This is a genomic window from Streptomyces sp. NPDC018031 (assembly GCF_044327625.1).
Taxonomy (GTDB): domain Bacteria; phylum Actinomycetota; class Actinomycetes; order Streptomycetales; family Streptomycetaceae; genus Streptomyces.
In genome coordinates this window covers 508,787-533,271 of sequence record NZ_JBIRFT010000001.1, presented here as the reverse complement: position 1 = coordinate 533,271, position 24,485 = coordinate 508,787, and the positions used below count along the sequence as shown (strand labels likewise).

The 24,485-nt window shown below is 72.1% G+C and carries 20 protein-coding genes, 1 pseudogene and 1 riboswitch; of the genes and pseudogenes, 14 read left to right on the top strand and 7 right to left on the bottom strand.

Features of this window, described 5'->3' with window-relative positions:
- Positions 1-92: 92 nt before the first annotated feature.
- From ACH4B3_RS02255 to ACH4B3_RS02215, 9 genes and pseudogenes are all read left to right on the top strand, one after another.
- Positions 93-1,421 (top strand): annotated as a pseudogene (locus ACH4B3_RS02255) (HD-GYP domain-containing protein); the annotation flags it as partial.
- 242 nt (positions 1,422-1,663) lie between these two features.
- On the top strand, positions 1,664-3,316 hold the full coding sequence (locus tag ACH4B3_RS02250; protein WP_398460811.1) for an HD-GYP domain-containing protein: 1,653 nt from the start codon (positions 1,664-1,666) through the stop codon (positions 3,314-3,316).
- A 360-nt stretch (positions 3,317-3,676) separates the two neighbouring features.
- On the top strand, positions 3,677-4,684 hold the full coding sequence (locus ACH4B3_RS02245) for a tetratricopeptide repeat protein (protein WP_398460810.1): 1,008 nt from the start codon (positions 3,677-3,679) through the stop codon (positions 4,682-4,684).
- A 116-nt stretch (positions 4,685-4,800) separates the two neighbouring features.
- Positions 4,801-5,430, top strand: a complete 630-nt coding sequence (def, locus tag ACH4B3_RS02240) for a peptide deformylase (RefSeq protein WP_398460809.1) — start codon at positions 4,801-4,803, stop codon at positions 5,428-5,430.
- Positions 5,431-5,555: 125 nt separating this feature from the next.
- The gene (locus ACH4B3_RS02235; RefSeq protein WP_398460808.1) at positions 5,556-6,293 is read left to right on the top strand and encodes a D-Ala-D-Ala carboxypeptidase family metallohydrolase; all 738 of its coding nucleotides are present in this window, start codon (positions 5,556-5,558) and stop codon (positions 6,291-6,293) included.
- Between the two features lie 348 nt (positions 6,294-6,641).
- Positions 6,642-7,268, top strand: a complete 627-nt coding sequence (locus ACH4B3_RS02230; RefSeq protein WP_398460807.1) for a hypothetical protein — start codon at positions 6,642-6,644, stop codon at positions 7,266-7,268.
- Between the two features lie 306 nt (positions 7,269-7,574).
- The gene (locus ACH4B3_RS02225; RefSeq protein WP_398460806.1) at positions 7,575-7,844 is read left to right on the top strand and encodes a hypothetical protein; all 270 of its coding nucleotides are present in this window, start codon (positions 7,575-7,577) and stop codon (positions 7,842-7,844) included.
- 322 nt (positions 7,845-8,166) lie between these two features.
- Positions 8,167-8,436 carry a hypothetical protein gene (locus tag ACH4B3_RS02220; protein ID WP_398460805.1) on the top strand — a complete coding sequence of 90 codons (270 nt, stop codon included), beginning with the start codon at positions 8,167-8,169 and terminating at the stop codon, positions 8,434-8,436.
- A 176-nt stretch (positions 8,437-8,612) separates the two neighbouring features.
- On the top strand, positions 8,613-8,927 hold the full coding sequence (locus ACH4B3_RS02215) for a hypothetical protein (RefSeq protein ID WP_398460804.1): 315 nt from the start codon (positions 8,613-8,615) through the stop codon (positions 8,925-8,927).
- Positions 8,928-9,060: 133 nt separating this feature from the next.
- Here ACH4B3_RS02215 and ACH4B3_RS02210 read toward each other — a convergent pair whose 3' ends face one another.
- From ACH4B3_RS02210 to ACH4B3_RS02185, 6 genes are all read right to left on the bottom strand, one after another.
- Positions 9,061-10,131, bottom strand: coding sequence for an alpha/beta fold hydrolase (locus tag ACH4B3_RS02210; RefSeq protein WP_398460803.1), 1,071 nt, complete (start codon positions 10,129-10,131; stop codon positions 9,061-9,063).
- Between the two features lie 248 nt (positions 10,132-10,379).
- A complete protein-coding gene (locus ACH4B3_RS02205; protein ID WP_398460802.1) occupies positions 10,380-11,438 on the bottom strand; it encodes a ribonucleotide-diphosphate reductase subunit beta in 1,059 nt (352 codons plus the stop codon).
- The gene (locus tag ACH4B3_RS02200) at positions 11,438-13,861 is read right to left on the bottom strand and encodes a ribonucleoside-diphosphate reductase subunit alpha (RefSeq protein ID WP_398460801.1); all 2,424 of its coding nucleotides are present in this window, start codon (positions 13,859-13,861) and stop codon (positions 11,438-11,440) included. Before ACH4B3_RS02200 ends, ACH4B3_RS02205 begins: the two co-directional genes overlap by 1 nt.
- A 125-nt stretch (positions 13,862-13,986) precedes the next feature.
- Positions 13,987-14,144, bottom strand: a riboswitch (cobalamin riboswitch).
- Positions 14,145-14,445: 301 nt separating this feature from the next.
- Positions 14,446-16,080, bottom strand: a complete 1,635-nt coding sequence (mctP, locus tag ACH4B3_RS02195) for a monocarboxylate uptake permease MctP (RefSeq protein WP_398460800.1) — start codon at positions 16,078-16,080, stop codon at positions 14,446-14,448.
- Positions 16,077-16,337, bottom strand: coding sequence for a DUF3311 domain-containing protein (locus tag ACH4B3_RS02190; RefSeq protein ID WP_398460799.1), 261 nt, complete (start codon positions 16,335-16,337; stop codon positions 16,077-16,079). The genes mctP and ACH4B3_RS02190 overlap by 4 nt, the downstream gene beginning before the upstream one ends.
- Positions 16,338-16,565: 228 nt before the next feature.
- Positions 16,566-17,348, bottom strand: a complete 783-nt coding sequence (locus ACH4B3_RS02185; RefSeq protein WP_398461554.1) for a GntR family transcriptional regulator — start codon at positions 17,346-17,348, stop codon at positions 16,566-16,568.
- A gap of 247 nt (positions 17,349-17,595) precedes the next feature.
- Between ACH4B3_RS02185 and ACH4B3_RS02180 the strand changes: the two genes are divergently transcribed.
- The 5 genes from ACH4B3_RS02180 (at position 17,596) to ACH4B3_RS02160 (ending at position 23,544) form a co-directional block, all read left to right on the top strand.
- Positions 17,596-18,870, top strand: a complete 1,275-nt coding sequence (locus ACH4B3_RS02180; protein ID WP_398460798.1) for an extracellular solute-binding protein — start codon at positions 17,596-17,598, stop codon at positions 18,868-18,870.
- A gap of 4 nt (positions 18,871-18,874) precedes the next feature.
- Entirely contained in the window at positions 18,875-19,867 is a 993-nt protein-coding gene (locus ACH4B3_RS02175) for a carbohydrate ABC transporter permease (protein ID WP_398460797.1), read from the top strand.
- A complete protein-coding gene (locus tag ACH4B3_RS02170) occupies positions 19,864-20,694 on the top strand; it encodes a carbohydrate ABC transporter permease (RefSeq protein ID WP_398460796.1) in 831 nt (276 codons plus the stop codon). The genes ACH4B3_RS02175 and ACH4B3_RS02170 overlap by 4 nt, the downstream gene beginning before the upstream one ends.
- A gap of 4 nt (positions 20,695-20,698) precedes the next feature.
- Entirely contained in the window at positions 20,699-22,324 is a 1,626-nt protein-coding gene (locus tag ACH4B3_RS02165) for a glycoside hydrolase family 3 protein (RefSeq protein WP_398460795.1), read from the top strand.
- 149 nt (positions 22,325-22,473) lie between these two features.
- Complete coding sequence (locus tag ACH4B3_RS02160) at positions 22,474-23,544, top strand: SIS domain-containing protein (RefSeq protein ID WP_398460794.1); 1,071 nt, start codon at positions 22,474-22,476, stop codon at positions 23,542-23,544.
- A gap of 178 nt (positions 23,545-23,722) precedes the next feature.
- Here ACH4B3_RS02160 and ACH4B3_RS02155 read toward each other — a convergent pair whose 3' ends face one another.
- On the bottom strand, positions 23,723-24,478 hold the full coding sequence (locus tag ACH4B3_RS02155; protein ID WP_398460793.1) for an SDR family oxidoreductase: 756 nt from the start codon (positions 24,476-24,478) through the stop codon (positions 23,723-23,725).
- Positions 24,479-24,485: the final 7 nt, after the last annotated feature.

Sequence of the window (24,485 nt, the reverse complement as noted above, 5' to 3'; positions counted from 1 at the left end):
GGCCTAAACCCCCGATGCGCCCGCCTTGTCCCGCCCACCGCAATATCCTCCCCAACCTGACGGTGTGAACGAGCAGGCGGGAGGAGAGGGCCATGCGGTCACTGCCTCCCGGGGCGCGCGTCTACATCCTGGGCACCTCACTGGCCGCGGCGGTCTGTGTCACTCCCGCGCTGGCCCCCGGCGCGGACACCGCTTGGTCCACCGTCGTGCCGCTCGCCGCGCTGTGCGCCCTGGTGTGCGCCGGACCGGCGGCCGACTGCGCCGGACCGGTGCTGCTGACCGGAGCCATGCTGCTGCCCCCGCCCGCCGCCGCGCTGATCGCGCTGCCCGGTGGCCTGGCCGCACCGGCCGAGCGTCCGCCGACCGGGGCACGCCGCTGCTGGCGCGCCGCCCAGCTCGCGCTCGCCACCGCGGCGGCCTCCGCCGTGTTCGGCGCCGCCGGCGGACGGACCGCTCTCGCCTGCGCGGACCTGCCGTTCGCGGCGCTGCCCGCCGCTGCCGCCGCGCTCGCCTTCGGCGGTACCAGGACGGCGCTGGAAGGCGGCGTGCTGGTCACCGCGGAGCGGTACCCGCCGCGCGCCGCGGGCGGCGCGGCCCGCTGCCTGGCCCCGTGCCTGCTGTACGCCCCGGCCGCGCTGACCATGGCACTGCTGTGGCGCAGCCCGTACGGCCCGGCGGCGGCGGTGCCGGTGCTGGTGCCGATGGCCGTCTCGGCCTCGGTGCTGGCGCTCTGCCACCGCGAGCGGGCCGGTCGCCGGGCGGCCGTGCGGGCCCTGGTCCAGGCGATCGAACTCAAGGACCGCTACACCCGGGGCCACAGCGAGCGCGTCGGCCGGGCCTCGATGATGATCGCCCGGCAACTGGGCATGAGCGGCGACCGGCAGGAGGTGCTGCGGATCGCCGGCACCCTGCACGACGTCGGCAAGATCGGTGTGCCCACCGGGCTGCTGCGGAAGGACGGGCCGCTCACCCCGGACGAGCGCCGGGTGATCCAGCTCCACCCCGAGTACGGGCACGAGACGGTGCGCGGCATCGGCTTCCTGGACGAGGCCAGGGCGGCGATCCTCCACCACCACGAGCGGCTGGACGGCAGCGGCTATCCCTACGGGCTCACGGGGCGGGAGATCCCGGAGTGCGCCCGGGTGGTGGCGGTGGCGGACGCGTTCGACGCGATGACGTCCGACCGCAGCTACCGCCGGGCCAAACCGGTGCCCCGGGCGGTAGAGGAACTGCGGCGGTGCGCGGGCACCCAGTTCGACCCGGAGATGGTGCGGGCCCTGGCCGCCGCACTGGACCGGGAGGGCTGGCCCACCGCCGTGCCGCCCGCGGACCCGCCGCGGCGCGGCGGTGCCGAGAACGCCACGCACGGTAGCGGAAACGTCCCGCCAACTCCGGGCGCCCCCGGACCGCCGGCGGCTCCGGCGCCTGCCGGGCCGCCGGGGCCCGCCCCCACCCGTGAGCCGTCCGCGTCCGCGCCGGCCGGTTCGGCCGCGCCACCTGCCGCCGCCCGCCCGGTCGGCGTGCCCGGAATGGCCAGGACCTGTGTGCTGCCCGGCTCGGTGGGCGCGGCGGCCGGGTTCGCGGCAGGGTTCCTCCCGGTCCCCGCCCGCGCCCTCCGGGTACTGCCCCGCCGGCCCCGGCGCGCGAGCCCCGGAGGAACCCGGTGAGCAGCGGCCGGACCGGGGCGGACGCCGTCGGCACGCCGGCCGGGGCAGGTCCGCGGGCCCCCGGCCCCCGCACCGGCCTCGACGGACCGCACCGCGCCCGCCGCCACCCGCGCGCCGCACGCCCCGCGTACCCCGGCGCGCTCACGCTGGGCGTCGTCTACGGCGCCGCCGGCGCGCTCACCCTGCTCGCCCTCGGCTGGACCCGCTGGCAGGGACTGCACCGGCCCGGCGCGGCGCTCGCCTTCGGAGCGCTGATCGCGGTCGGGGAGGCGGTACGTCAGGAGGTCCCCCGGGCGAGGAAGGGCGGCGCCGGACCGGGCCCCGCGCCGGCTCCCGGACCGGCCGGCCGGGATCCCGCACCGCTGGCCGCCGCCGGGGCGCTCGCCTATGTGCTGCTGGAGCGGCTGCACGGGACGACGCTCACCGCCGGGGGTCCGCAGGCCGTGGCGGTGGTGGCCGCGGCCGGGCTGGCCGGCGGTGTGCCCCGGCTGCTGCTCGCCCGGACCGCGGGACCGGGCCGCCCGGCGGCCGCTGACCATCTCGCCCGTCGGGTGCTGACCGTCGCCTTCGCCGTCAGCTGCGCCCAACCCCTTTACTTCCCAGGGGGTTTGGTAGGTGCCGGGGAGCACGGCGCGTACCACGTCGGGAGTTTGTTCGCCCTGCTGGCGGTCACCGCGTTGTTCGACACGGTGCTCGCCGCCGCGCTGGCCCGCGCCCGCACCGGCCGGCCGTTCGCCCCGCTGCTGCGCGAAGAGGTGCGCGCGCTGCCCTGCGCCGGTGCGGTGGTCTGTGCGACCGCCCTGGCCACCGCCCTCGCGGTCACGGTGGCCGGCCTGTGGGCGCTGCCGCCGGTCTGTGTGCCGCCGCTGCTGGCCCAGTACTCCTGCCACCGCCACACCGCGGTCCGCGCCGCCTACCGCCAGACCGTCGCCGCGCTGGCCCGGGCCACCGAGATCGCCGGGTACACGCCGGCCGGCCACGCCCGCCGGGTCGCCGCGCTGAGCGGCGCGGTGGGCCGGGAACTGGGACTCACCGCCCGCGAGCTGACCGCGCTGGAGGACGCCGCCCTGATGCACGACATCGGGCAGTTGTCGCTGCTCGACCCGGTGCCGGGCGGGGCCACCGAGCGGCTGCCGGACGTCGAGCGGTACCGCATCGCGCGGCTCGGCGGGACGGTGGCGCGGCAGACCGGGGCCCCCGCCCTGGTGGCGGTGATCGTGGAGCGGCAGGCCCGGCCGTACCGTGAGGCCCCGCTGGCCGCCCGGATCGTACGGGTGGCCAACGCCTACGCGGAACTGGCGGCGGCCCCGATCGGCCCGGGCTCGGGTCCCGGCTCGGGCCCCGGCTCGGGGTCGGGCTCGGGTCCCGGCTCGGGGTCGGGCTCGGGTCCCGGCTCGGGGTCGGGCTCGGGTCCCGGCTCGGGGTCAGGCTCCGGCCCCGGTCCCGGTCCCGACCTCCGCTCCGACTCCAGCCCAGGCCCGGGCTCCGGCCCGGGCTCCCGCCCCGGTCCCGACCTCGGCTCCGGGGCGGGGCCCGCCGGGATGCTGCGCGCTCTGGAACGCCTCCGGCTGGCCACGGCCCGCGAGCTCGATCCGGCCGTGGTGGCCGCCCTGAGCAGGGTGCTCACCGGCCCCGCCGGCGGCCGCTGACCGCGCCGGTCGCGCGCCGCCGGGCCGCCCCGGCCCCCGCCGCCCGGCCCGCGCCCCGGCCGGACCGGGCGACCGCCGGAGCCCTGGCGCCCCGGGCCCGGCCACCGGGTACCGGGGGCCGGTACCGACGGAACCCATGGGTAAGGAGCGGGCGCCCGAAGCGGCATGGTTGGATGCGAAGTGAGGGGTGTCGGGCTGCTCACCAGCGGCAAGAAGTGTGGTGGGCGCCGTTCCCCGGGCGAATCCGGGAGGCCGGGCTGAGATGTCGGCGAATGTGTGGCAGGTTGTCGTCGGGGGAGGGCGTCGCCGTCCGCTCAGACATCGGGTGCGGGACAACGGAGAAACCGGCAGGCGGGAATCGTGAAGATCTTCGGCAAGGTACGGCACCGGCCCTCCGCCTCGTGGCGGCAGGCGACCGACCGTGCGTTCACGCTCATCGGCGACGGCCGGTACGAGGACGCGGGCGCGCTTCTGACCCGCGCCGCCGACATGGAGCCCTGGCTGTCGGAATCGTGGTTCAACCTCGCGTTGCTGCACAAGTTCCGGCACGACTGGGAGCAGGCGCGCGCCGCCGGGCTGCGCGCGGTGGCGCTGCTGGACCGGGCGACCGGCGCCCCCGACTGGTGGAACGTCGGGATCGCCGCGACCGCCCTGCAGGACTGGCCGCTGGCCCGCCGCGCCTGGCAGGCGTACGGGCTCAAGGTGCCCGGCGACCGGCAGCCGGGCGGAGGGTCCGGCGAGCCGCTGGGCATGGAACTGGGCAGCGCCGCGGTGCGGCTGTCGCCGGAGGGCGAGGCCGAGGTGGTGTGGGGCCGCAGGCTGGATCCGGCGCGGATCGAGGTGCTGAGCATCCCGCTGCCGTCGTCCGGGCGGCGCTGGGGCGAGGTGGTGCTGCACGACGGCGTGCCGCACGGTGAGCGCACCATTTCCTCCGGCGACGGCCCCACCCGGGCGTACCCGGTCTTCGACGAGATCGAGCTGTGGGCGCCGTCCCCGGTGCCGACCTGGGTGGTGCTGCTGGAGGCGGCCACCGAGGCGGACCGCGACGCGCTGGAGAAGCTGGCGGCGGACGCCGGTTTCGCCGCCGAGGACTGGTCGTCGTCGGTGCGGCTGCTCTGCCGTTCCTGCTCGGAGAGCCGGATGCCGAGCGACGAGGGGGACGGGGAGCACCTGGATCCGCACGATCACAGTGAGCCGGGCCACCCCGGCCCGCTGGGGCACCGGACCGCCGGGTCGGGTTCGCTGTGGGTGCCCGAGCGGGAGTGCGGGATCGCGGCGCCGGCCGGTCTGGTGCGCGGGCTGCTGGACGGCTGGGTGGCCGACAGTCCGGACACCCGGGAGTGGCGGGACCTGGAAGAGGTCTGCTGAGGCACGCGGCGGATCGCGCCGTCCCGGGCCGGGGGTCCGCCGGGGCAGGCCCCCGGGGCGGGCGCCGTACCCTGTAGGGCGACGACCGACGGTTTCAGGAAGGCGTGCGGCGGACCATGGCGCAGCAGGACACGGATCAGCAGGTGAACGACGAGTTCATCGACGACACGGTGGACACGGAGGAGCGTGAGCGGGCGTACCGGGAGCGCGGCACCGCCCGGCCCATCACCGTCGTCGGCAACCCGGTGCTCCACCAGGAGTGCCGGGACGTCACCGACTTCGACGACTCGCTCGCGTCGCTGATCGACGACATGTTCGCCAGCCAGCGGGCGGCCGAGGGCGTGGGGCTGGCCGCCAATCAGATCGGCGTGGACCTGAAGGTCTTCGTCTACGACTGCATGGACGACGAGGGTGTCCGGCACGTCGGTGTGGTCTGCAACCCGGTGCTGGAGGAGGTGCCGGCCGACCGGCGTCTGCTGGACGACTCCAACGAGGGCTGCCTGTCGGTGCCCGGCGCCTACGCCCCGCTGGCCCGCCCGGACTACGCGGTGGTGCGCGGCCAGGACGCGGCCGGCAAGCCGATCGTGGTCCGGGGCACCGGCTACTTCGCGCGCTGCCTGCAGCACGAGACGGACCACCTGTACGGGCGGCTGTACATCGACCGGCTCTCCAAGCGGGACCGGAAGGACGTGCTGCGGCAGATGGCCGAGGGCACGCCGCGCTACGAGACGGTGCCGAACGACTGAGCCGGCGTTCACCGGCGGCGGACGGGGCGTTCATGCCCCGTCCGCCGTAGCAGGGTTGACGCGCGTTGACCGCCGGGCCACGCTCAGCGGTGACGGATTCCCTGGCTCCCATCCCCGGAGGTCCCATGCTTCGGCGCGTCCTCGGTGTCTTCACCAGTATTGTCATGCTCACGGCAGGTTTGTTCGTCGGGGCGGTGGCCACCGCCGGTCCCGCGCACGCCGACGAGTGCTACACCTGGAACCGCACGCTCTCCCAGGGCATGTCCGGCTCCGACGTCACCCAGCTGCAGATCCGGGTCGCCGGATACCCGGGTACCGGCGCGGTGCTCTCCGTCGACGGCGCGTACGGTCCCGCCACCGCCGCCGCGGTGAAGCGCTTCCAGTCGGCCTACGGGCTGTCCGCCGACGGTGTGGCCGGTCCGGCCACGTTCGCCAGGATCTACGCGCTCCAGGACCCGGACTGCACCCCGGTCCACTTCGACTACGCCGAACTCAACCGGTGCAACGGTGACTGGTCGGGCGGCGCGGTGAGCGCCGCGACCGCCAAGGCGAACGCCCGGCGGACGATGTGGAAGCTGGAGGCCCTGCGGCATGCGCTCGGCGACCGGCCCATCGTGGTGACCAGCGGGTTCCGCAGCCACGCCTGCAACGACGCGGTCGGCGGGGCGTCCGGCAGCCGTCATCTGTACGGGGACGCCGCGGACCTCGGGGCGGGTCCGCACTCGCTGTGCACCCTCGCCAAGCAGGCCCGGAACCACGGCTTCCAGGGCATCCTCGGCCCCGGCTACCCCGGCCACGACGACCACACGCATGTGGACCACCGGGCGAGCCGGTACTGGTCGGCACCGAGCTGCGGCATCTGACGGTCCCGCCGGGCGCACGTGAACGCCCGGCGGACGCGCCGGTACGGCGGGGCACCCTCCCGGGGGTGCCCCGCCGCGCTGTCCGGCGTTCCGCCGCGTTCCGCGGCATTCCGCGGCGTTCCGGCAATCCCGGTCCGGGGGACGACCTCGACCGGGTGATCCCTGCGGGCCCGGGCTATATCGGGGCAGACGCAGGTAACTGCCCATGAGGTGGGAGATATGGCGGGAATGGTGTGTCAATGCGTGGTGCACAGCGGGATGAACCGGACTTCGTGCTACTGCTAGTGTGCGCTCACTTGCAGTGAGTGACCGTCCATCCGCTTGAATGTTAAGAAGGGCCAAGGTTTCATGCGCAAGCTCCAGCAGGTCGCGATCGTCGTCGCGGCAGTCGGCAGCCTCGTCACCATCGGCGCCGGCGTCAGCGCCGCCGACGCCCCGAGCGCCGGGTACGCCGGCGCCGGTCAGCCGCAGGCTCAGCCCGCCGCCCAGCCGCAGGCGGCCCCGCAGGCCCAGCCGGCCGTCCAGCCGCAGGCCATCGCGTCGTACACCGCGGCCCCGCAGGCTCAGCCGGCCGCCCAGCCGCAGGCCGCCTCCCCGCAGGCCGCCGCCCCCCAGGCCGCGGCCCCGCAGGCTGCCGCTCCCCAGGCCGCCGCCCCGCAGGCCCAGCCGGCCGCCATGCCCCAGGCCGCCCCGCAGTCGGGTGCGCAGCACGGTGACAAGGGCCAGCACGGTGACAAGGGTCAGCACGGCGACAAGGGCCAGCACGGTGGCAAGGGCCAGCACCACTCGGCCCACCAGAAGGAGAAGGGCTCGGAGCCCAACATCCAGTACACCAACGTCTTCCACCCCGAGCAGGAGTGCAGCCCGCAGACGGTCGTCCAGCTCAACGCCCCGATCGGCGTGCTGTCGCAGGCCGAGACCAAGGGTGTGAGCTGCGCCCAGGAGAACGTCGCGTTCAACCGGTACGAGGACTGAGCTCACCCTCTCGACCGAGCTCATGGCGGGCCCCTGGGAGCGATCCCGGGGGCCCGTTCCCGTGTCGCCGGGCGGATCCGCCGCGGTTCCGGGGGCTCCACTCGGGCCGTCTCGGCCGACCGCGGATGACCCTTCGTCAGTTCGCGTCGGACGGTGGGGCGGTGGCGCCCGGGTGACGTCGTGGAGATCCGCGGGTTCTCCGTGTGTCTTCGCGTCAAACCGGACATACCTCTACTAATGTCCCAAAACGAAGGAAGTCGATCCATCTCGGATCACTTCGGTCTCGTTCGAAACATCGGAGAAGAAATGCGCAAGCTTCAGAAGGCCGCTGTGGTGGCTGCCCTGCTCGGCAGCGTCGGCTTCGTCGGTGCGGGCACCGCTGCCGCTCACGGCAAGGGCGGTTCCCCGGACATCAACGTGAAGCAGAACTCCGTCTGCAAGTCGCATGACCTCAACGTGAACGTCAACGTCGAGGTGCTGACCAAGCTCCTCACCAACCTGCTCTTCGGTGAGGGCGACCACGGTACCGAGCAGGAGGCCGGCGCGAAGCAGGACTGCAGCAACCACGCCTTCTGATCGGCCGCTGGATCACATCAGCCGATGTCACGGGTCCCCGGGGGGTTCTCCCCCGGGGACCCGTTCGTCGTCCCGCCCGTTCTCCGGGGGTCCGCACCCATGCGGATAGCCGCCGTACGGGTGTATTCCGGCGGCCCGGTGGGCGCCTTCGGTGAAGTCAAGTCGTCTGCGGGGTGGACGAGTTGACGAACCGGGCTATACGCCCAAATCGGGACATCTCAGGCGCGTCACGAGCGAAACCGGACATGCATCGATTAATCTCCGTAACTGTACGAAGTGAGTCCATAACGGACCACACACGTGACGAACCAACGGAGAAGAAATGCGCAAGCTTCACAAGGCCGCAGTGGTCGCCGCCATGCTGGGCAGCATCGGCTTCATGGGCGCCGGCACCGCGGCCGCCGGTGGCAAGGACGACGGCCCGAAGGTCAACGTCTCGCAGAACTCGTCCTGCAAGTCGCACGACCTCAACCTGAACGTGAACGTCGAGGTCCTGACCAAGATCCTGACCAACACCATCTTCGGTGAGGGCGACCACGGCACGGACCAGGACGCCGGTGCGCGCCAGGACTGCAGCAACCACGCCTTCTGATCGCGGCAGCCGTTCAGTCGCGTAGTTAGGTGACGGTGGGCCCCGGTGTCCGAGCCACGAACTCGGAACCGGGGCCCATCGCCGATGTCCGTCACCGAACCGGACGCCGCGGACGGGCCCGGCCCTCCGCCGCCGGTCCCGCCCCGGCGTCCGGGGACCGCACACCAGGGAGACAGATGTTCGACTGGAAGAAGATCGCAATGGCCTCGGGAGTCCTGGGCGGCCTCGCCCTGGCCGGCCTCGGGGTCGCCCACGCGGAGGGAAGTGCCGGGTACGGCGGTTGTACGCGGGACGCCAGTGGGCAGATCACGTGCGCCCAGACGACCGAGTACACCAGCGAGGACGGGACCGTCCACGTGCAGCAGAAGCGGGAGTGCACGTCGGTCAGCGACAACTACACCTACCGCCTCGGGGAATGGCGGAAGCAGTCGCCGGCTGCCGGCAACATGAACTGCTCCAACGTGGCGCCGAGCGCCGGCGGGGCCCGCTGACGCTCGCCCACCGCCCGCCGGGCGCGGGGCCCGCGACCCTCGGCAGGCGGATGGCCGGGCTCCGGAGGACGACTCCGGAGCCCGGCCATCCGTCGTTTCCGGGCCCCGGTGGGCACCGGGGCCCGCCGGGCCGTCAGAGGCGGGCGGACCCCGGTCCGGCGGGGGCGCCCAGGGACCCGGAGGCGGCGGCCCGCGCCGGTGCCTGCGCCCCGGTCCGCCCCGGGGCGGGCCGCGGCGGAGCGGCGAGTGGTCCCGTGGCGCGGCCCATGCGCTCCACCGGCGTGCAGTAGGGCAGACCGGTGATCGGCCGGTCGGTGCAGAAGCGCGCCAGCAGGTCGGAGAACTCCGCCATCCGCTCCACCGAGACCAGGTGGTCGGTCTCCTTGATGGTGGTGAAGAAGGAGGCCCCCGGCAGCGCGGCGGCGAACTCGCGCCCCATGGCGGGCGTGCACAGCGAGTCGTGCTCGCCGGTCATCACCAGGGCGGGCACCGCGGGCACCGGCGAGTGCCGCATCCACTCGTGGTTCATCAGCCGCACGATGTGCTCCACCGACATCCGGTCCGCCTGCGCCGACTGCCCCATGAACTGCTGGTAGAGGAGGCGGGAGACCACCGAGTGCTTGCGCACCCGGCCGGAGCCCAGCGGGGACATGAAGCGCTCGATCAGCTCGGTGGCGAACTCCGCCCGCTCGCCGCGCTCCAGCATCCCCAGCCAGCGGGGCACCGACCTGGCGTACTCGTCCGGTACGGACGCGGCCATCCCCGCGAAGGCCAGCCTGGCCACCCGGTCGGGGCGGGCCTGGGCGAAGCGCAGGGCGATGCCGCCGCCGAAGCAGGCGCCGAGCAGGTTGACCCGGTCCATGCCCAGCGTGGTGAGCAGGTGGTCCACGGCTCCGGCCAGGAAGTCCAGTCCGTAGCGGGAGGGGAGGAAGTCGGCCTCGCCGTAGCCGGGGAGGTCCACGGTGACCAGTGTGCTCCACGGGGTCAGCCACTTCTCGTGGCGGATCCACGCGTGCCGGTTCTGCGAGGAGCCGCCGAGGATCAGCAGCGGCTCCGTGTGCGGGGCGTCCTGGCGGACGACGCGGCAGCGGTAGGAGAAGCCCTGGAAGGCGAAGGCTGGCTCCTCCACCCGCGCCTGCTCCTCGGGTCCGGGATCGGGGTCGAGGGAGAGGGTTTTCCGGGCAGTGGCGGTGTCAGAGCTCATGAGGACCCCTGGGTGGATGGAGCAAGGGCGGTCCCTCATCATGGCGCTGACCGCATCATTCCGGATGTAATCCGTCTTTAGTGGGCGATTCCTCATCCGGGCGGTCTGCTGCGGTTGCGGCGCTTCTGTGCGTGTGGTTGCGCTGGTTGGCGCGGACACCGGTGCACCGGGAGACACCACGGGGGCGCACCCGCGGGTGAGCGGGTGCGCCCCCGAAGGGACTTGGGCCCGGGGCGGGCCGGCGTCCGTCAGAAGTCGTCGTCGAAGGAGACCGACCCCTCCACCGCCACCTGGTACGCCGAGGCGCGGCGCTCGAAGAAGTTGGTGAGCTCCTGGACGTTCTGCAACTCCATGAAGGAGAACGGGTTCTCCGAGCCGTACCGGGCCGGCAGACCGAGCCGGACCAGCCGCTGGTCGGCCACGCACTGCAGGTACTCGCGCATCGACGCGGTGTTCATCCCCGGCAGCCCGTCGCCGCACAGGTCGCGGGCGAACTGCAGTTCCGCCTCCACGGCCTCCTCCAGCATCGCGGTGACCTGCTTGCCCATCTCCTCGTCGAAGAGATCAGGCTCCTCCTCGCGGACGGTGTCCACCACCTGGAAGGCGAAGTCCATGTGCATGGACTCGTCGCGGAACACCCAGTTGGTCCCGGTGGCCAGACCGTGCAGCAGGCCCCGGGAGCGGAACCAGTACACGTAGGCGAAGGCACCGTAGAAGAACAGGCCCTCGATGCACGCGGCGAAGCAGATCAGGTTGAGCAGGAAGCGGCGGCGGTCGGCCCTGGACTCCAACCGGTCCAGCTTCTCCACCTCGTTGATCCACCGGAAGCAGAACTGCGCCTTCTCGCGGATGGACGGGATGTTCTCCACCGCGTCGAAGGCGGCGGCACGGTCGTCCGGATCGGGCAGGTAGGTGTCCAGCAGCGTCAGGTAGAACTGGACGTGCACCGCCTCCTCGAAGAGCTGCCGCGACAGATACAGCCGCGCTTCGGGGGAGTTGATGTGCTTGTAGAGGGTGAGCACCAGGTTGTTCGCCACGATCGAGTCGCCGGTCGCGAAGAACGCCACCAGCCGCCCGATCAGGTGCTGCTCGCCGGGGGAGAGCTTGGCGAGGTCGGCCACGTCGGAGTGGAGGTCGACCTCCTCCACGGTCCAGGTGTTCTTGATGGCGTTGCGGTAGTGCTCGTAGAAGGCCGGGTACCGCATCGGCCGCAGGGTGAGTTCGAAGCCCGGGTCGAGCAGGTTCTTCACCGCCGGGGCGGCGGCGCCGGAGGAGAGCGCCGTGCTGGTGGGGCTGTTGTCGGGCATTACTGGCAGGCCTCGCAGGACTCGGGGTTTTCCAGGGAGCAGGCGATCGCCTCGGCGTCGGGGGCGGCCTGCGGCACCGGGACGGTGGCCGCGGCGCCGGCCGCACGGGCCGACTGGGCGATCCGGGTCGCCGGACGCGACCGCAGGTAGTAGGTGGTCTTGATGCCCTGCTTCCAGGCGTACGCGTACATCGAGCTGAGCTTGCCGATGGTGGGCGAGGCCATGAACAGGTTGAGCGACTGGCTCTGGTCGAGGTACGGGGTGCGGGCGGCGGCCATGTCGATCAGCGCGCGCTGCGGGACCTCCCAGGCCGTGCGGTACAGGTCCCGCAGCTCCCGCGGCACCCAGGAGAAGTCCTGCACCGAGCCGTTGGACTCGCGCAGCGCCTCACGGGTCTGCGCGTCCCACACCCCGAGCCGCTTGAGGTCCTCCACCAGGTAGGAGTTGACCTGGAGGAACTCCCCGCTGAGCGTCTCGCGCTTGAAGAGGTTGGAGACCTGCGGCTCGATGCACTCGTAGACGCCCGCGATGGAGGCGATGGTCGCGGTCGGCGCGATGGCCAGCAGCAGCGAGTTGCGCATGCCGGTGACCGCCATCCGCTCGCGCAGCGCGGTCCACCGCTCCGGCCAGGTCACCTGGGCGCCGGCGTAGTGGTCGGGGTGGAGCACGCCGCGCGCGGTACGGGTGGCGGACCAGCCCGGGTGCGGGCCGTGCCGCTCGGCGAGGTCGCAGGACGCCTCGTACGCGGCGAGCATGATCCGCTCGGAGATCCGGGTGGACAGCGCCTTGGCCTCGGGGGAGTCGAAGGGCAGCCGCAGCCGGAAGAAGACGTCCTGCAGGCCCATCAGGCCCAGGCCCACCGGCCGCCAGCGCGAGTTGGAGGCGCCCGCCTGCTCGGTCGGGTAGAAGTTGATGTCCACCACGCGGTCGAGGAAGGTGACGGCGGTGCGGACGGTGGCGTCCAGCCGCTCCCAGTCCATGCCCGGGACGCCGTCCCCGGTGTCCGGGCCGAGATGCGCGGCGAGGTTGACCGAGCCCAGGTTGCACACCGCCGTCTCACCGTCGTCGGTGACCTCCAGGATCTCCGTGCAGAGGTTGGAGGAGTGCACCACCTTGCCCGGCTCGGCGGTCTGGTTGGCGGTGCGGTTGGCGGCGTCCTTGAAGGTCATCCAGCCGTTGCCGGTCTGCGCCAGGGTGCGCATCATCCGCGCGTACAGCACCCGGGCCGGGATGGTCCGCACCGCCTTGCCCGCCGCTTCGGCGCGCCGGTAGGCGGTGTCGAACTCCTCGCCCCACAGGTCGACCAGTTCCGGGACGTCGGACGGGGAGAACAGCGACCACTCGGCGTCCGCCTCCACCCGGCGCATGAACTCGTCCGGGATCCAGTGCGCGAGGTTGAGGTTGTGCGTGCGGCGGGCCTCCTCACCGGTGTTGTCGCGCAGCTCCAGGAACTCCTCGATGTCCGCGTGCCAGGTCTCCAGGTAGACGCAGGCCGCCCCCTTGCGACGACCGCCCTGGTTGACGGCGGCGACCGAGGCGTCCAGGGTGCGCAGGAACGGCACGATGCCGTTGGAGTGGCCGTTGGTGCCGCGGATCAGCGAACCCCGGGCCCGGATACGGGAGTAGGACAGGCCGATGCCGCCGGCGTGCTTCGACAGCCGGGCCACCTGGTGGTAGCGGTCGTAGATCGAGTCCAGCTCGTCCAGCGGCGAGTCCAGCAGGTAGCAGGACGACATCTGCGGGTGGCGGGTGCCGGAGTTGAACAGGGTGGGGGAGCTGGGCAGGTAGGACAGCGAGCTGGTCAGCCGGTACAGCTCGGACACCTCCGCCAGGGCCCGCTCCGAGAGGTTCTCGGCGAGGCCGCAGGCCACCCGCAGCAGGAAGTGCTGCGGGGTCTCGATCACCTGACGGGTCGTGGGGTGGCGCAGCAGGTAGCGGCTGTGCAGGGTGCGCAGGCCGAAGTAGCCGAAGCGGTCGTCGGCGCCGTCGGCCACGGTCTTGTCGACCAGGGTGTCGAGGCGGTCGGCGTGCGCCCGGACGAAGGCGAGGGTGGCGTCGGAGATCAGGCCCTCGCGGTGGCCGGTCTCGACCGAGGCGGAGAAGGACACCGCGCCCTGGCCGGCCGCCTCCTCCGCGATGGCGAGGGTGAGCAGCCGCGCGGCCAGCCGGGAGTACTCGGGTTCCTCGGAGATCATTCCGGCGGCGGCTTCGGTGGCGAGCGCCCGCAACTCCGCCTCGTCCGAACCCGGATGGCGGCCCCGCAGCGCGGCGGCCGCCACCTTCCCGGGGTCGGTGGCAGGCAGGTCGGCGGTGAGATCGGTCAGGGTGCGCAGCAGGGCGGTCCCCGGCGCGTCGGGCGCGGCCGTGGGGTCCTTGGGGTCCTGGGCTGCCGCTGAAACCGGATCGGCGGGCGCGATGGTCACGGAAGTGCTCTCCCTCGCTCGGCTGAGAGGGCCAGGAGGGCGGTGCGCGATGGGCGCCCACGGGCATGCCGAACCGATGACGGGGCACACCGTGCAGCGTCCACCGGCCCAACCCGCGAGGCCCGGACGTCTTCGAGGCCGTCGGCAGGTAACCGGACTTACGCGCACGCAAAAACACACACGTACACCGTTGCGGGACAGTTCCGGATTCGCACCGGATTCCCCTGCGGCGACAGCGAGGATGAGCATACATCTTGTGTTGGCCGCCGCATGCGCCCCCACATGTTGTGTCAGCAGGTTTGAGCTTTCGCACGATTGTGCTATATCGCGGCGATGCGTGCTCGGCCGCCGCGGCGCACCCGAAGAGGCACGGCGCACGGCGCGGGGGCGGGCCCGCGGCACGGGGCGCGGCGCACGCCAAGGGGCGCGGCGAGCTCGCCGCGCCCCTTGGTCGTCACGCTACCGCCCGGCCGGGCGCAGGACGGCACCACGGCGCCGTCCGGGAGGCGTTCGGAGGTGTGAGACCGGGCACGGCCTCCCCACCGCCCGGCGTACGGGCCGGCGCCCGCGGCGCCGGCCCCGGTTCAGTGCCCGCCCGGCGCACCCGCGGTCGCCGGCGGCAGTTCGGCCTTCACGCCGGCGTCGCCGATGTCGGCCGTGTAGTCCGACGGGGAGGTCTCGTCGATCCCGTCGGGCGCCTTCATCGCCCGCAGCAGCACCGTCAGCGCGACCGTCACCAGGACGTTGAGCACGAAGGCGGTCAGGCCGATGTAGCCGATCTCACCGATGCCCGGAATCTCCTTCTGGCTGCCGCCGAAGTGCTTCTGGGTCGGGCTGGCCACGCCGTACGCGGCCACCGTGCCGTAGATCATGCCGACCGCCCAGCCGGCGATGAGCGCCCAGCGGTGGAACCACCGGGTGAACAGCCCGCCGACCAGCGCCGGGAAGGTCTGCAGGATCCAGATGCCGCCCAGCAGCTGGAAGTTGATCGCCACCGTCTTGTCCATGCCCAGGACGAAGATCAGGGCACCCACCTTGACCAGCAGCGAGACCAGCTTGGAGACCTTCGTCTCCTGCTCCGGCGTGGCGTCCGGCTTGAGGAAGTCCTTGTAGATGTTGCGGGTGAACAGGTTCGCCGCGGCGATGGACATGATCGCCGCCGGGACCAGCGCGCCGATGCCGATCGCGGCGAACGCCACGCCCGCGAACCAGGCCGGGAACATGTCCTCGAACAGCTGCGGGATGGCGAGCTGCCCGTTGTCCACCTTCACGCCGGCCGCGATCGCCATGAAGCCCAGCAGCGCCAGCAGCCCGAGCACCAGCGAGTACAGCGGCAGGATCGTGGTGTTGCGGCGGATCACCTCGCGGCTGCGGCTGGAGAGCGTCGCGGTGATCGAGTGCGGGTACATGAACAGCGCCAGCGCCGAGCCGACCGCGAGCGTGGCGTACGCCCACTGGGACGCCTCCGCCGGTGCCAGCGACCCGCGCGGCTTCCCGGTCGCCTCGTTGGTCTGCCCGAACGCCTCCCCGGCCTTGGCGAAGATGGCGTCGAAGCCGCCCAGCTTGATCGGGATGTAGATGATCGCCACCGCGATGACCAGGTAGATCAGCGCGTCCTTGACGAAGGCGATCAGCGCCGGGGCGCGCAGGCCGGACGAGTAGGTGTACGCGGCGAGCACCCCGAAGGCGATCAGCAGCGGCAGGTCCTTGACGAACCAGTTGGTGTCCGCCCCGCCGCCGACGCCCATCACGTCCAGCACCGCCTGGATGCCGACCAGCTGGAGCGCGATGTACGGCATGGTGGCGAGGATGCCGGTGACCGCGACGGCCAGCGACAGCCCCTTGGAGCCGAAGCGGCCGCGGACGAAGTCCGAGGTGGTGACGTAGCCGTGCTTGTGCGACACCGACCACAGCCGGGGCAGGAAGGTGAAGATCAGCGGGTACACCAGGATGGTGTACGGGACGGCGAAGAAGCCCGCCGCGCCCGCGGCGTACACCGCGGCCGGCACCGCCACGAAGGTGTACGCGGTGTACAGGTCGCCGCCCAGCAGGAACCAGGTGATCCAGGTGCCGAAGCTGCGGCCGCCCAGACCCCACTCGTCGAGGCTGTTCTCGTTCTCGGCCTTGCGCCAGCGCGCGGCCAGGAACCCCATCACCGTGACGGCCAGGAAGAAGAAGATGAAGACGCCGAGCGCGACGCCGTTCACGTCGTTGCTCACTTCGCGGCACCTTCCTTGCGGGCCCGCTGCTCACGGCGGACCAGGACGTAGGCGACCGTGGTCAGCGCGGCCGAGACCGGCACCCACAGCATCTGGTACCAGTAGAAGAACGGGATGCCCCACAGGGTGGGGTCGACCTTGGCGTACGAGCCGACCCACAGCATCGCGATGAACGGTGCGACCAGGCAGATACCGGCCACCACACGCGAGGGTGTGACGACCGGTCTGGTGCCTTGCGTACCGGACGTTTCGGGCATGGCGCTGCTCCGTCCCCTCGGCTGATCACCTGTGTAACGCGCAGGAAATCTAAGCCAGCGGGCCGGGGGCCGTCACTACCCGTCCGTATATCGGTATGACAAATTCGAGCCATCCGCGGTCCGTGCGGGTGTTCCGGCGGGCACCGCCCGACCGGTGGCGCCGCCGCCCGCCCCGCCGGGCCGAGCCCCCCGGCGGGTGGCCCGGCGCCCCGCGGGGCCGGGGCCGGTTCAGTCGTTGGGGCGCTTCAGGCGCGCGACGAACTTGTATCGATCGCCGCGGTAGACCGAGCGCACCCACTCCACCGGGGCGCCGCTCGCGTCCAGCGAGTGCCTGGACAGCATCAGCATCGGCAGCCCCACGTCGGTGCCGAGCAGACCCGCCTCGCGCGGGGTCGCCAGGGAGGTCTCGATGGTCTCCTCCGCCTCCGCCGGGCGTACGTCGTACACCTCGGCCAGCGCGGTGTAGAGCGAGGAGTACTTCACCAGGCTGCGCCGCAGCGCGGGGAAGCGCTTCGCGGACAGGTGGGTGGTCTCGATCGCCATCGGCTCACCGCTGGCCAGCCGCAGTCGCTCGATCCGCAGCACCCGGCCGCCGGTGGCGATGTCCAGCAGGCCGGCGAGCCGGTCGTCCGCGGTCACGTAGCCGATGTCCAGCAGCTGCGAGGTGGGTTCCAGTCCCTGCGCCCGCATGTCCTCGGTGTAGGAGGTGAGTTGCAGCGCCTGCGACACCTTGGGCTTGGCGACGAAGGTGCCCTTGCCCTGGATGCGCTCCAGCCGGCCCTCCACCACCAGCTCCTGGAGCGCCTGCCGGACCGTGGTACGGGAGGTGTCGAACTCGGCCGCCAGGGTGCGCTCCGGCGGGACCGGGGTGCCCGGCGGCAGCGTCTCGGTCATCTCCAGCAGATGCCTCTTGAGCCGGTAGTACTTGGGTACGCGAGCGGTGCGCCCCCCGCCGGCCCCGCCGCTGTTCTCGGCCGCGGCCCTGGCCGTGGTGTCCCCGTCGGTCTCCATGGCGCGCCTTCCCGACTCCTGTCCTGCTGCCGTCACCGGCTCCTCCGTCTTCAGCGGCTCACATCGTGGCACGGTCCGGCCCCAGGCGACCTGTCAGCTCAGATGTCCTCAGATGTCGGTCCGATAACGGAGCCGACAGCGACTCTTATACACCCTTGACACCCCTAAAGGTCTAGGCCAAGCTGCGGGGCACTGGTCTAAACCATTAACCATTAAAGACCACATCCAGTCCTTTGAGGAGAGTGCTGTGAAGCGTGGGCTCATAGCGGCGACCGGTGTCGCGGCATTGCTGGTGAGCGTCGCGGCCTGTGGGTCCGACGACGGGGACGACAACAAGTCGGGGGCGGACGGCTTCAAGGGCCAGACGCTCACGGTCTGGGCGATGGACGGATCCACCCCGGACAAGTGGACCGAGGATGTCAAGGCCGCCTTCGAGAAGAAGACCGGCGCCAAGCTGAAGATCGAGATCCAGACCTGGAACGGCATCCAGCCGAAGGTGACCACCGCGCTGTCGGAGTCCAACCCGCCGGACGTCCTGGAGATCGGCAACACCCAGACCCCTGCCTACGCGCGCACCGGCGGCCTCGCCGACCTCACCGACCTCAAGGAGTCGATCGGGGCCACCTGGACCAAGTCGCTCAACGAGTCCGCGGTCTTCGAGGGCAAGCAGTACGCCGCGCCCTGGTTCGCCGTCAACCGCGTGGTCATCTACAACAAGAAGATCTGGGCGGAAGCCGGGCTGAAGGACACCCCGAAGACCCGCACCGAGTTCTTCCAGGCGCTCGACACCATCGAGAAGAAGACCGACGCCGAGCCGATCTACATGCCCGGCCAGAACTGGTACTTCTTCGACGGCCTCACCATCGGCACCGACGCGAACCTGGTGAAGAAGGAAGGCGACAAGTGGGTGTCCAACCTCGCCGACCCCAAGGTGGGCAAGGCGATGGACATCTACAAGCAGTACCAGTCCTTCAGCAAGGCCCCCAAGAACAAGGACGAGGCCACCCCGCAGCAGGCCGAGGTCTTCGCCAAGGGCAAGACCGGCGCCTTCATCGGCATGGGCTGGGAAGCGGCCACCGCGATCAAGGCCAACCCGGAGATCGAGAAGGAGATCGGCTACTTCACCATCCCGGGTGAGACCGCCGACAAGCCCGAGGGCGTCTTCCTCGGCGGCTCCAACCTCGCCATCGCCGAGGGCAGCGACAAGAAGGAACTGGCCAAGGAGTTCCTGAAGATCGCGCTCTCCGACAAGTTCGAGAGCCAGCTCGCCAGCGAGGGCGGCGTGATCCCGAACAAGGAGTCGCTCCAGACCGCGCTCAAGGGCAACCCCGCCGCCGAGGCCGGCGCCCCGGCCATCAGCCAGGGCGGCACCACCCCGCTCATCCCCGAGTGGGCCGCGGTGGAGAACGCGCCGAACCCCATCAAGACCTACATGACCGCCGTGCTGAACGGTAAGTCGCACGCGGAAGCCGCCAAGTCGGTCGAGGACGAGATGAACAAGCGCCTCAGCCAGGAGCAGTAAGCAGATGGCAAGCACGTCGGTGCAGACCGAGAAGGTGAACACCGGTCCGCCGGCCGACGGCCGCACGAGCGCGGGGCCGCACAGCGGCCCCGCCCGCGGGCGTCAGCGGCTCACCGGGATCGCCCCGTACCTGCTGCTGCTGCCAGCGGTGGCCGCCACCCTGGTGCTCCTGGGGTGGCCGCTGGTGAAGAACGGCATGCTGTCGTTCCAGAACCTCAACATGCGGCAGCTGATCCAGCACCTCACCGAGTGGAACGGCGTCGAGAACTACCGCGAGACGCTGGGCAGCGACGAGTTCTGGCAGGTCACCAGGCGTTCGGTGATCTTCACGGCCGTCAACGTGGGCCTGATCATGCTGCTCGGCACCTTCGTCGGGCTGCTGCTGGCCCGGCTCGGGACCAGGATGCGGCTGCTGCTCTCGGTCGGGCTGGTGCTCGCCTGGGCCATGCCGGTCATCGCCGCCACCACCGTCTACCAGTGGCTCTTCGCCCAGCGCTTCGGCGTCGTCAACTGGGTACTGGACAAACTCGGCTGGCACTCCATGGCCGACTACGACTGGACCGGGGACCAGTTCTCCACCTTCTTCGTGGTCACCGTGCTGCTCGTCTGGCAGTCCATCCCGTTCGTGGCGATCAACCTCTACGCGGCCACCACCACCATCCCCAAGGAGCTCTACGAGGCGGCGGCGATGGACGGCGCCGGGGCATGGAAGAGCTTCACCTCGGTGACCTTCCCCTACCTCAAGCCCTTCCTGCTCGCGACCACCTTCCTCGAAGTCATCTGGATCTTCAAAGCCTTCCCGCAGATCTTCGCGATCAACGAGGGAGGACCGGACCGGCTCACCGAGACCCTGCCCGTCTACGCGTTCGTCGAGGGCGTCGGCAACCAGCACTACGGCATGGGAGCGGCGATCTCCGTGCTCACCATCCTGATCCTGCTGGGCCTGACCGCCTACTACCTGCGCACCGTGCTCAAGCAAGAGGAGGACGAGCGGTGAAGCGCTCATGGCTGGGGAGGATCTGGCCGAGCGCCGCCGCCGTCGTCCTCTTCGTCTTCTTCGCGTTCCCCGTGTACTGGATGTTCAGCACGGCGTTCAAACCGACCTCGGACATCATCTCCGAGGACCCGGTCTGGTTCCCCGACGCGCCGACGCTCGAGCACTTCCGGACCGCGCTGAACGCCGAGAACTTCTGGACCCTGGTCCGCAACTCCGTCACCGTCACGGTGCTCGCGGTGCTGCTCTCGCTGGTCATCGCGCTGCTCGCGTCGTTCGCCATTGCCCGGATGCGCTTCAAGGGCCGGCGCGGCTTCATCCTGACGTTCATGGTCGCCCAGATGGCCCCCTGGGAAGTCATGGTCATCGCGATCTATCTGATCGTCCGGGACGCCGACATGCTCAACAGCCTGGTCCCGCTGACCCTCTTCTACATGATCATGGTGCTGCCCTTCACCATCCTGACGCTGCGCGGCTTCGTCGCCGCGGTGCCCCGGGAACTGGAGGAGTCGGCCATGGTCGACGGCTGCACCCGCCCCCAGGCCTTCATCAAGGTGATCTTCCCGCTGCTGGCCCCCGGGCTGATGTCCACCTCGCTGTTCGGCTTCATCACCGCATGGAACGAATTCCCGATGGTGCTCATCCTGAACAAGGACGCCGAGGCCCAGACCCTGCCACTGTGGCTGTCGAAGTTCCAGACCGCCTTCGGCGACGACTGGGGCGCCACCATGGCGGCGGCCTCGCTCTTCGCCCTGCCGGTCCTCCTCCTCTTCCTGATCCTGCAACGCAAGGCGGTCGGCGGTCTCACCTCCGGCGCAGTGAAGGGATGACATCTTGACCACCCTGGACCACGCATCCGACACCCTCACCCGGGACGCCCTGGCCGTCCTGCAGCCCGGCTTCACCGGCACCACCGCGCCCGCGTGGCTGCTGCGCACGCTCGGCGACGGACTGGTCTCGGTCGGGCTGTTCGGCCGGAACATCTCCTCACCCGGACAGCTCGCCGCCCTCACCGCCCGGCTGCGCGCCGAGCGGGACGACCTGCTCGTCGCCATCGACGAGGAAGGCGGCGACGTCACCCGGCTGGAGGTCGGCACCGGGTCGTCCTTCCCCGGCAACCTCGCCCTGGGCGCGGTCGACGACACCGACCTGACCCGGGCGGTCGCCGGGGAACTGGCCCGGCGGCTCGCCGAGTGCGGGGTGAACTTCAACTGGGCGCCGTCCGCGGACGTCAACTCCAACCCCGGCAACCCGGTCATCGGCGTCCGCTCCTTCGGCTCCGACCCCCACCTCGTCGCCCGCCATACCGCCGCCTACATCGAAGGGCTGCAAGGCGCCGGGGTCGCCGCCTGCGCCAAGCACTTCCCCGGCCACGGCGACACCGCGGTCGACTCGCACCACGCGCTGCCCCGCATCGACGCCGACCTGGCGACCCTGGGCGAACGGGAACTGGTGCCCTTCCGGGCCGCCATCGCGGCCGGCACCAAGGCCGTGATGAGCGCCCACATCCTGCTGCCCGCGCTGGACCCGCGGCTGCCCGCCACCCTCAGCCCGCACGCCCTGACCGGGCTGCTGCGCCGGCCCGTCGCCGACGGCGGGCTCGGCTTCGACGGGCTGATCGTCACCGACGGCATGGAGATGCAGGCCATCGCCGCCACCTACGGCATCGAACGCGGCAGCGTCCTGGCGATCGCCGCGGGCGCCGACGCGATCTGTGTCGGCGGGGGACTGGCCGACGAGGACACCGTGCTGCGTCTGCGGGACGCCCTGGTCACCGCGGTACGCACCGGCGAACTGCCGGAGGAGCGGCTCGCCGACGCCGCGGCGCGGGTACGGGCCCTGGCGGACTGGACCCGCACCCACTCCCGCCCAGCGGGCCCGGCCGCGACCGGCCCGGGGGCGGCCGGCGCCCCGGCCCGGGCCGCCGTGCCGGCCGGAACCGCGGGCGCGGACGGCGCGGCCGGCGGCACGCCGCTCACCGACGTCGGGCAGCTGGCCGCGCGCCGGGCGCTGCGGGTCACCCACGGCCCCACGCCCTACCAGCCCGGGGCCGGCCCCGTGCATGTCGCCGGGTTCACCCCGGTGGCGAACATCGCCGTGGGTGACGAGACCCCGTGGGGCGTCGCCGCCGAGCTGGTCCGGCTGCTGCCCGGCACCGCCACCGCCACCTACGGCAAGCGGGACGCGGAACAGCACGGCGGCACGGAGCTGGTCGCGAAGGTGCTCGCCGACGCGGCCGACCGTAGGATCGTGGCAGTGGTCCGCGACGCCCACCGCCACCCCTGGATGGCCGAGGCGCTGCGCGGACTGGTCGCCGCCCGCCCGGACACGGTCGTGGTCGAGATGGGTGTGCCCCAGGCGCCGCCCGTCGGCGCCCTGCACATCGCGACGCACGGCGCGGCCCGGGTCTGCGGCCTGGCCGCCGCGGAGGTCATCGCCGGGCGCGGCCCGGCCCACTGACCGCCCCGAACCTCTGCCGGGCCCCCGGTCTTCAGGGGGCCCGGCCCACCGGGCCCGCCCTCCCGGCTTCCGGCGGGCCGCCCGCCGGACCATCCGCCCCCGCGGGCGCCGGAACCCCCCGTACAGCCAGCCCTCTGGAGGCACCCAGCATGTCCGCCATCACTCGGACCGGTTCCGGCGAACAGCCGGGACGGATCATGGCCGGCGAGATGGCCGAGCAACCCGCGGTGCTGCGCCGCATCCTCGATCAGGGCGCTCCCGCCATCCGCCGGACCGCCGAACGGATCGCCGCCCGCAACCCGCGCTTCGTCCTGCTCACCGCCCGGGGCACCTCCGACAACGCCGCGCTGTACGCCAAGTACCTCCTGGAAGTGCTGCTCGGCAAGCCGTGCGGGCTGACGTCCATGTCCACCACCACCGCCTACGGCGCGGAACCGGATCTCACGGATGTCCTGGTGATCACCGTGAGCCAGTCCGGGGGCTCCCCGGACCTGGTGGCCTCCACCCGGGCCGCCCGCGCCGCCGGTGCCATCACCCTGGCGGTGACCAACAACCCCGACTCCCCGCTGGCCGCGGTCTCCGAGCACCACATCGACGTCCTGGCCGGCCCGGAGAAGGCGCTGCCCGCGACCAAGACCTACACCGCCGAACTGCTTGCGCTCTACCTCTTCGTGGAGGGGATGCGCGGGGGTGACGGCTCGGCCGCACAGGCCCTGCCGGACCGGGCCCAGGAGATCCTGGACCGCCGGGCCGAGGTGCGGCAGCTGGCCTCCCGCTACCGCTTCGCCGAGCGGATGGTGCTCACCTCCCGCGGCTACGGCTACCCGACGGCCAAGGAAGCCGCGCTGAAGCTGATGGAGACCAGCTACATCCCCGCGCTCTCCTACTCGGGAGCCGACCTGCTGCACGGCCCGCTGGCGATGGTCGACAACATCTCGCCGGTCATCGCGATCGTCCCCGGCGGCAGGGGCGGCCGGGCGCTGCGACCGGTGCTGGACCGGCTGCGGGGGCGCGGCGCGGACCTGGTCGTGATCGGCCCGCGGGAGGAGGTCGACCAGGCGTCAGCGGGCTTCGCCCTGCCCACCGAAGGAGTGGCCGAGGAGGTCCAGCCGATCCTGGAGATCCTGCCGCTGCAACTGCTCGCGTACGAGGTGACCATCGCCCGTGGCCAGGACCCCGACGCGCCCCGCGCCCTGGCCAAGGTCACCGAGACCCACTGACCCCGGGGGCGCGGTGTCCGGTGCCGGGTGCCGCCACGGCGGACCTCCGACCCACCCCGGCAACCTCCCCATCCACGACGCCGCGCCTCCGGTACCGGGCAGGGCCCCCGCACTCGCCCCCGACGGGCAGCGGGGGCCTTCCCCCGTTGCGGCGCCCCCCCCGGGGGCAGGCCGCCACCTACAGCAGCGCCCCGCCGGTGGCGTCTATCCACTGGCCGGTGACCCACCGGCTGTCGTTCGAGGCGAGGAACGCCACGATGTCCGCCACCTCGGCCGGCCCGGCGACCCGGCCGAGCGGTGACGCCTGGGCGACCGCGGCCAGCGCCTCGTCCTGGCCGCGCAGCCACTCGGCGTTCATGTCGGTGTCCACCGCACCGGGCGCGACGGCGTTGACCGTGATGGAGCGGGCCCCCAGCTCCTTCGCCAGGTGCGTGGTGAACACGTCGATGGCGCCCTTGGTCATGGAGTAGGCGATCAGCTCCGGAACGGCGCTGCCGCGGGTCAGCCCGGTGGAGACGCTGATGATCCGGCCGCCGTCCCGCAGCCTGCCCAGCCCCTGCTGGGTGACGAAGAACGGCGCCTTGGTGTTGATCGCGAAGACCCGGTCGAAGTCCTCCGCCGTCAGGGTCCCGATCGGCTCCCGCCGCCCGGTGATGCCGGCGTTGTTCACCAGGATGTCCAGGCCGTCGGCGTGGGCGTCGAAGGCGGCCCACAGCGCTTCGGCGTCCCCCGGCACCCCCAGTTCGGCGCGGACGGCGAACGCCTCGCCGCCCGCTGCCTCGATCGCCGCCACGGTCTCCTTCGCGGCGGTCTCGTCCCGGCCGTAGTGCACGGCGACCCGGGCCCCGTCACGCCCCAGACGCTCGGCGATCGCCCGCCCGATACCCCTGCTGCCGCCCGTCACCAGAGCCGTCTTGCCTGTGAGCGCACCCATGGCCACG

What these genes read in the sequence shown, in the direction of transcription:
- def (WP_398460809.1), top strand. Translation starts at nt 4,801, where the DNA reads ATGGCGCAGCAGGACACGGATCAGCAGGTGAACGACGAGTTCATCGAC.
- ACH4B3_RS02215 (WP_398460804.1), top strand. Translation starts at nt 8,613, where the DNA reads ATGTTCGACTGGAAGAAGATCGCAATGGCCTCGGGAGTCCTGGGCGGC.
- ACH4B3_RS02230 (WP_398460807.1), top strand. Translation starts at nt 6,642, where the DNA reads ATGCGCAAGCTCCAGCAGGTCGCGATCGTCGTCGCGGCAGTCGGCAGC.
- ACH4B3_RS02235 (WP_398460808.1), top strand. Translation starts at nt 5,556, where the DNA reads ATGCTTCGGCGCGTCCTCGGTGTCTTCACCAGTATTGTCATGCTCACG.
- ACH4B3_RS02185 (WP_398461554.1), bottom strand. Translation starts at nt 17,348, where the DNA reads ATGGAGACCGACGGGGACACCACGGCCAGGGCCGCGGCCGAGAACAGC.
- ACH4B3_RS02205 (WP_398460802.1), bottom strand. Translation starts at nt 11,438, where the DNA reads ATGCCCGACAACAGCCCCACCAGCACGGCGCTCTCCTCCGGCGCCGCC.
- ACH4B3_RS02160 (WP_398460794.1), top strand. Translation starts at nt 22,474, where the DNA reads ATGTCCGCCATCACTCGGACCGGTTCCGGCGAACAGCCGGGACGGATC.
- ACH4B3_RS02190 (WP_398460799.1), bottom strand. Translation starts at nt 16,337, where the DNA reads ATGCCCGAAACGTCCGGTACGCAAGGCACCAGACCGGTCGTCACACCC.
- ACH4B3_RS02210 (WP_398460803.1), bottom strand. Translation starts at nt 10,131, where the DNA reads ATGAGCTCTGACACCGCCACTGCCCGGAAAACCCTCTCCCTCGACCCC.
- ACH4B3_RS02175 (WP_398460797.1), top strand. Translation starts at nt 18,875, where the DNA reads ATGGCAAGCACGTCGGTGCAGACCGAGAAGGTGAACACCGGTCCGCCG.
- ACH4B3_RS02225 (WP_398460806.1), top strand. Translation starts at nt 7,575, where the DNA reads ATGCGCAAGCTTCAGAAGGCCGCTGTGGTGGCTGCCCTGCTCGGCAGC.
- ACH4B3_RS02220 (WP_398460805.1), top strand. Translation starts at nt 8,167, where the DNA reads ATGCGCAAGCTTCACAAGGCCGCAGTGGTCGCCGCCATGCTGGGCAGC.
- ACH4B3_RS02155 (WP_398460793.1), bottom strand. Translation starts at nt 24,478, where the DNA reads ATGGGTGCGCTCACAGGCAAGACGGCTCTGGTGACGGGCGGCAGCAGG.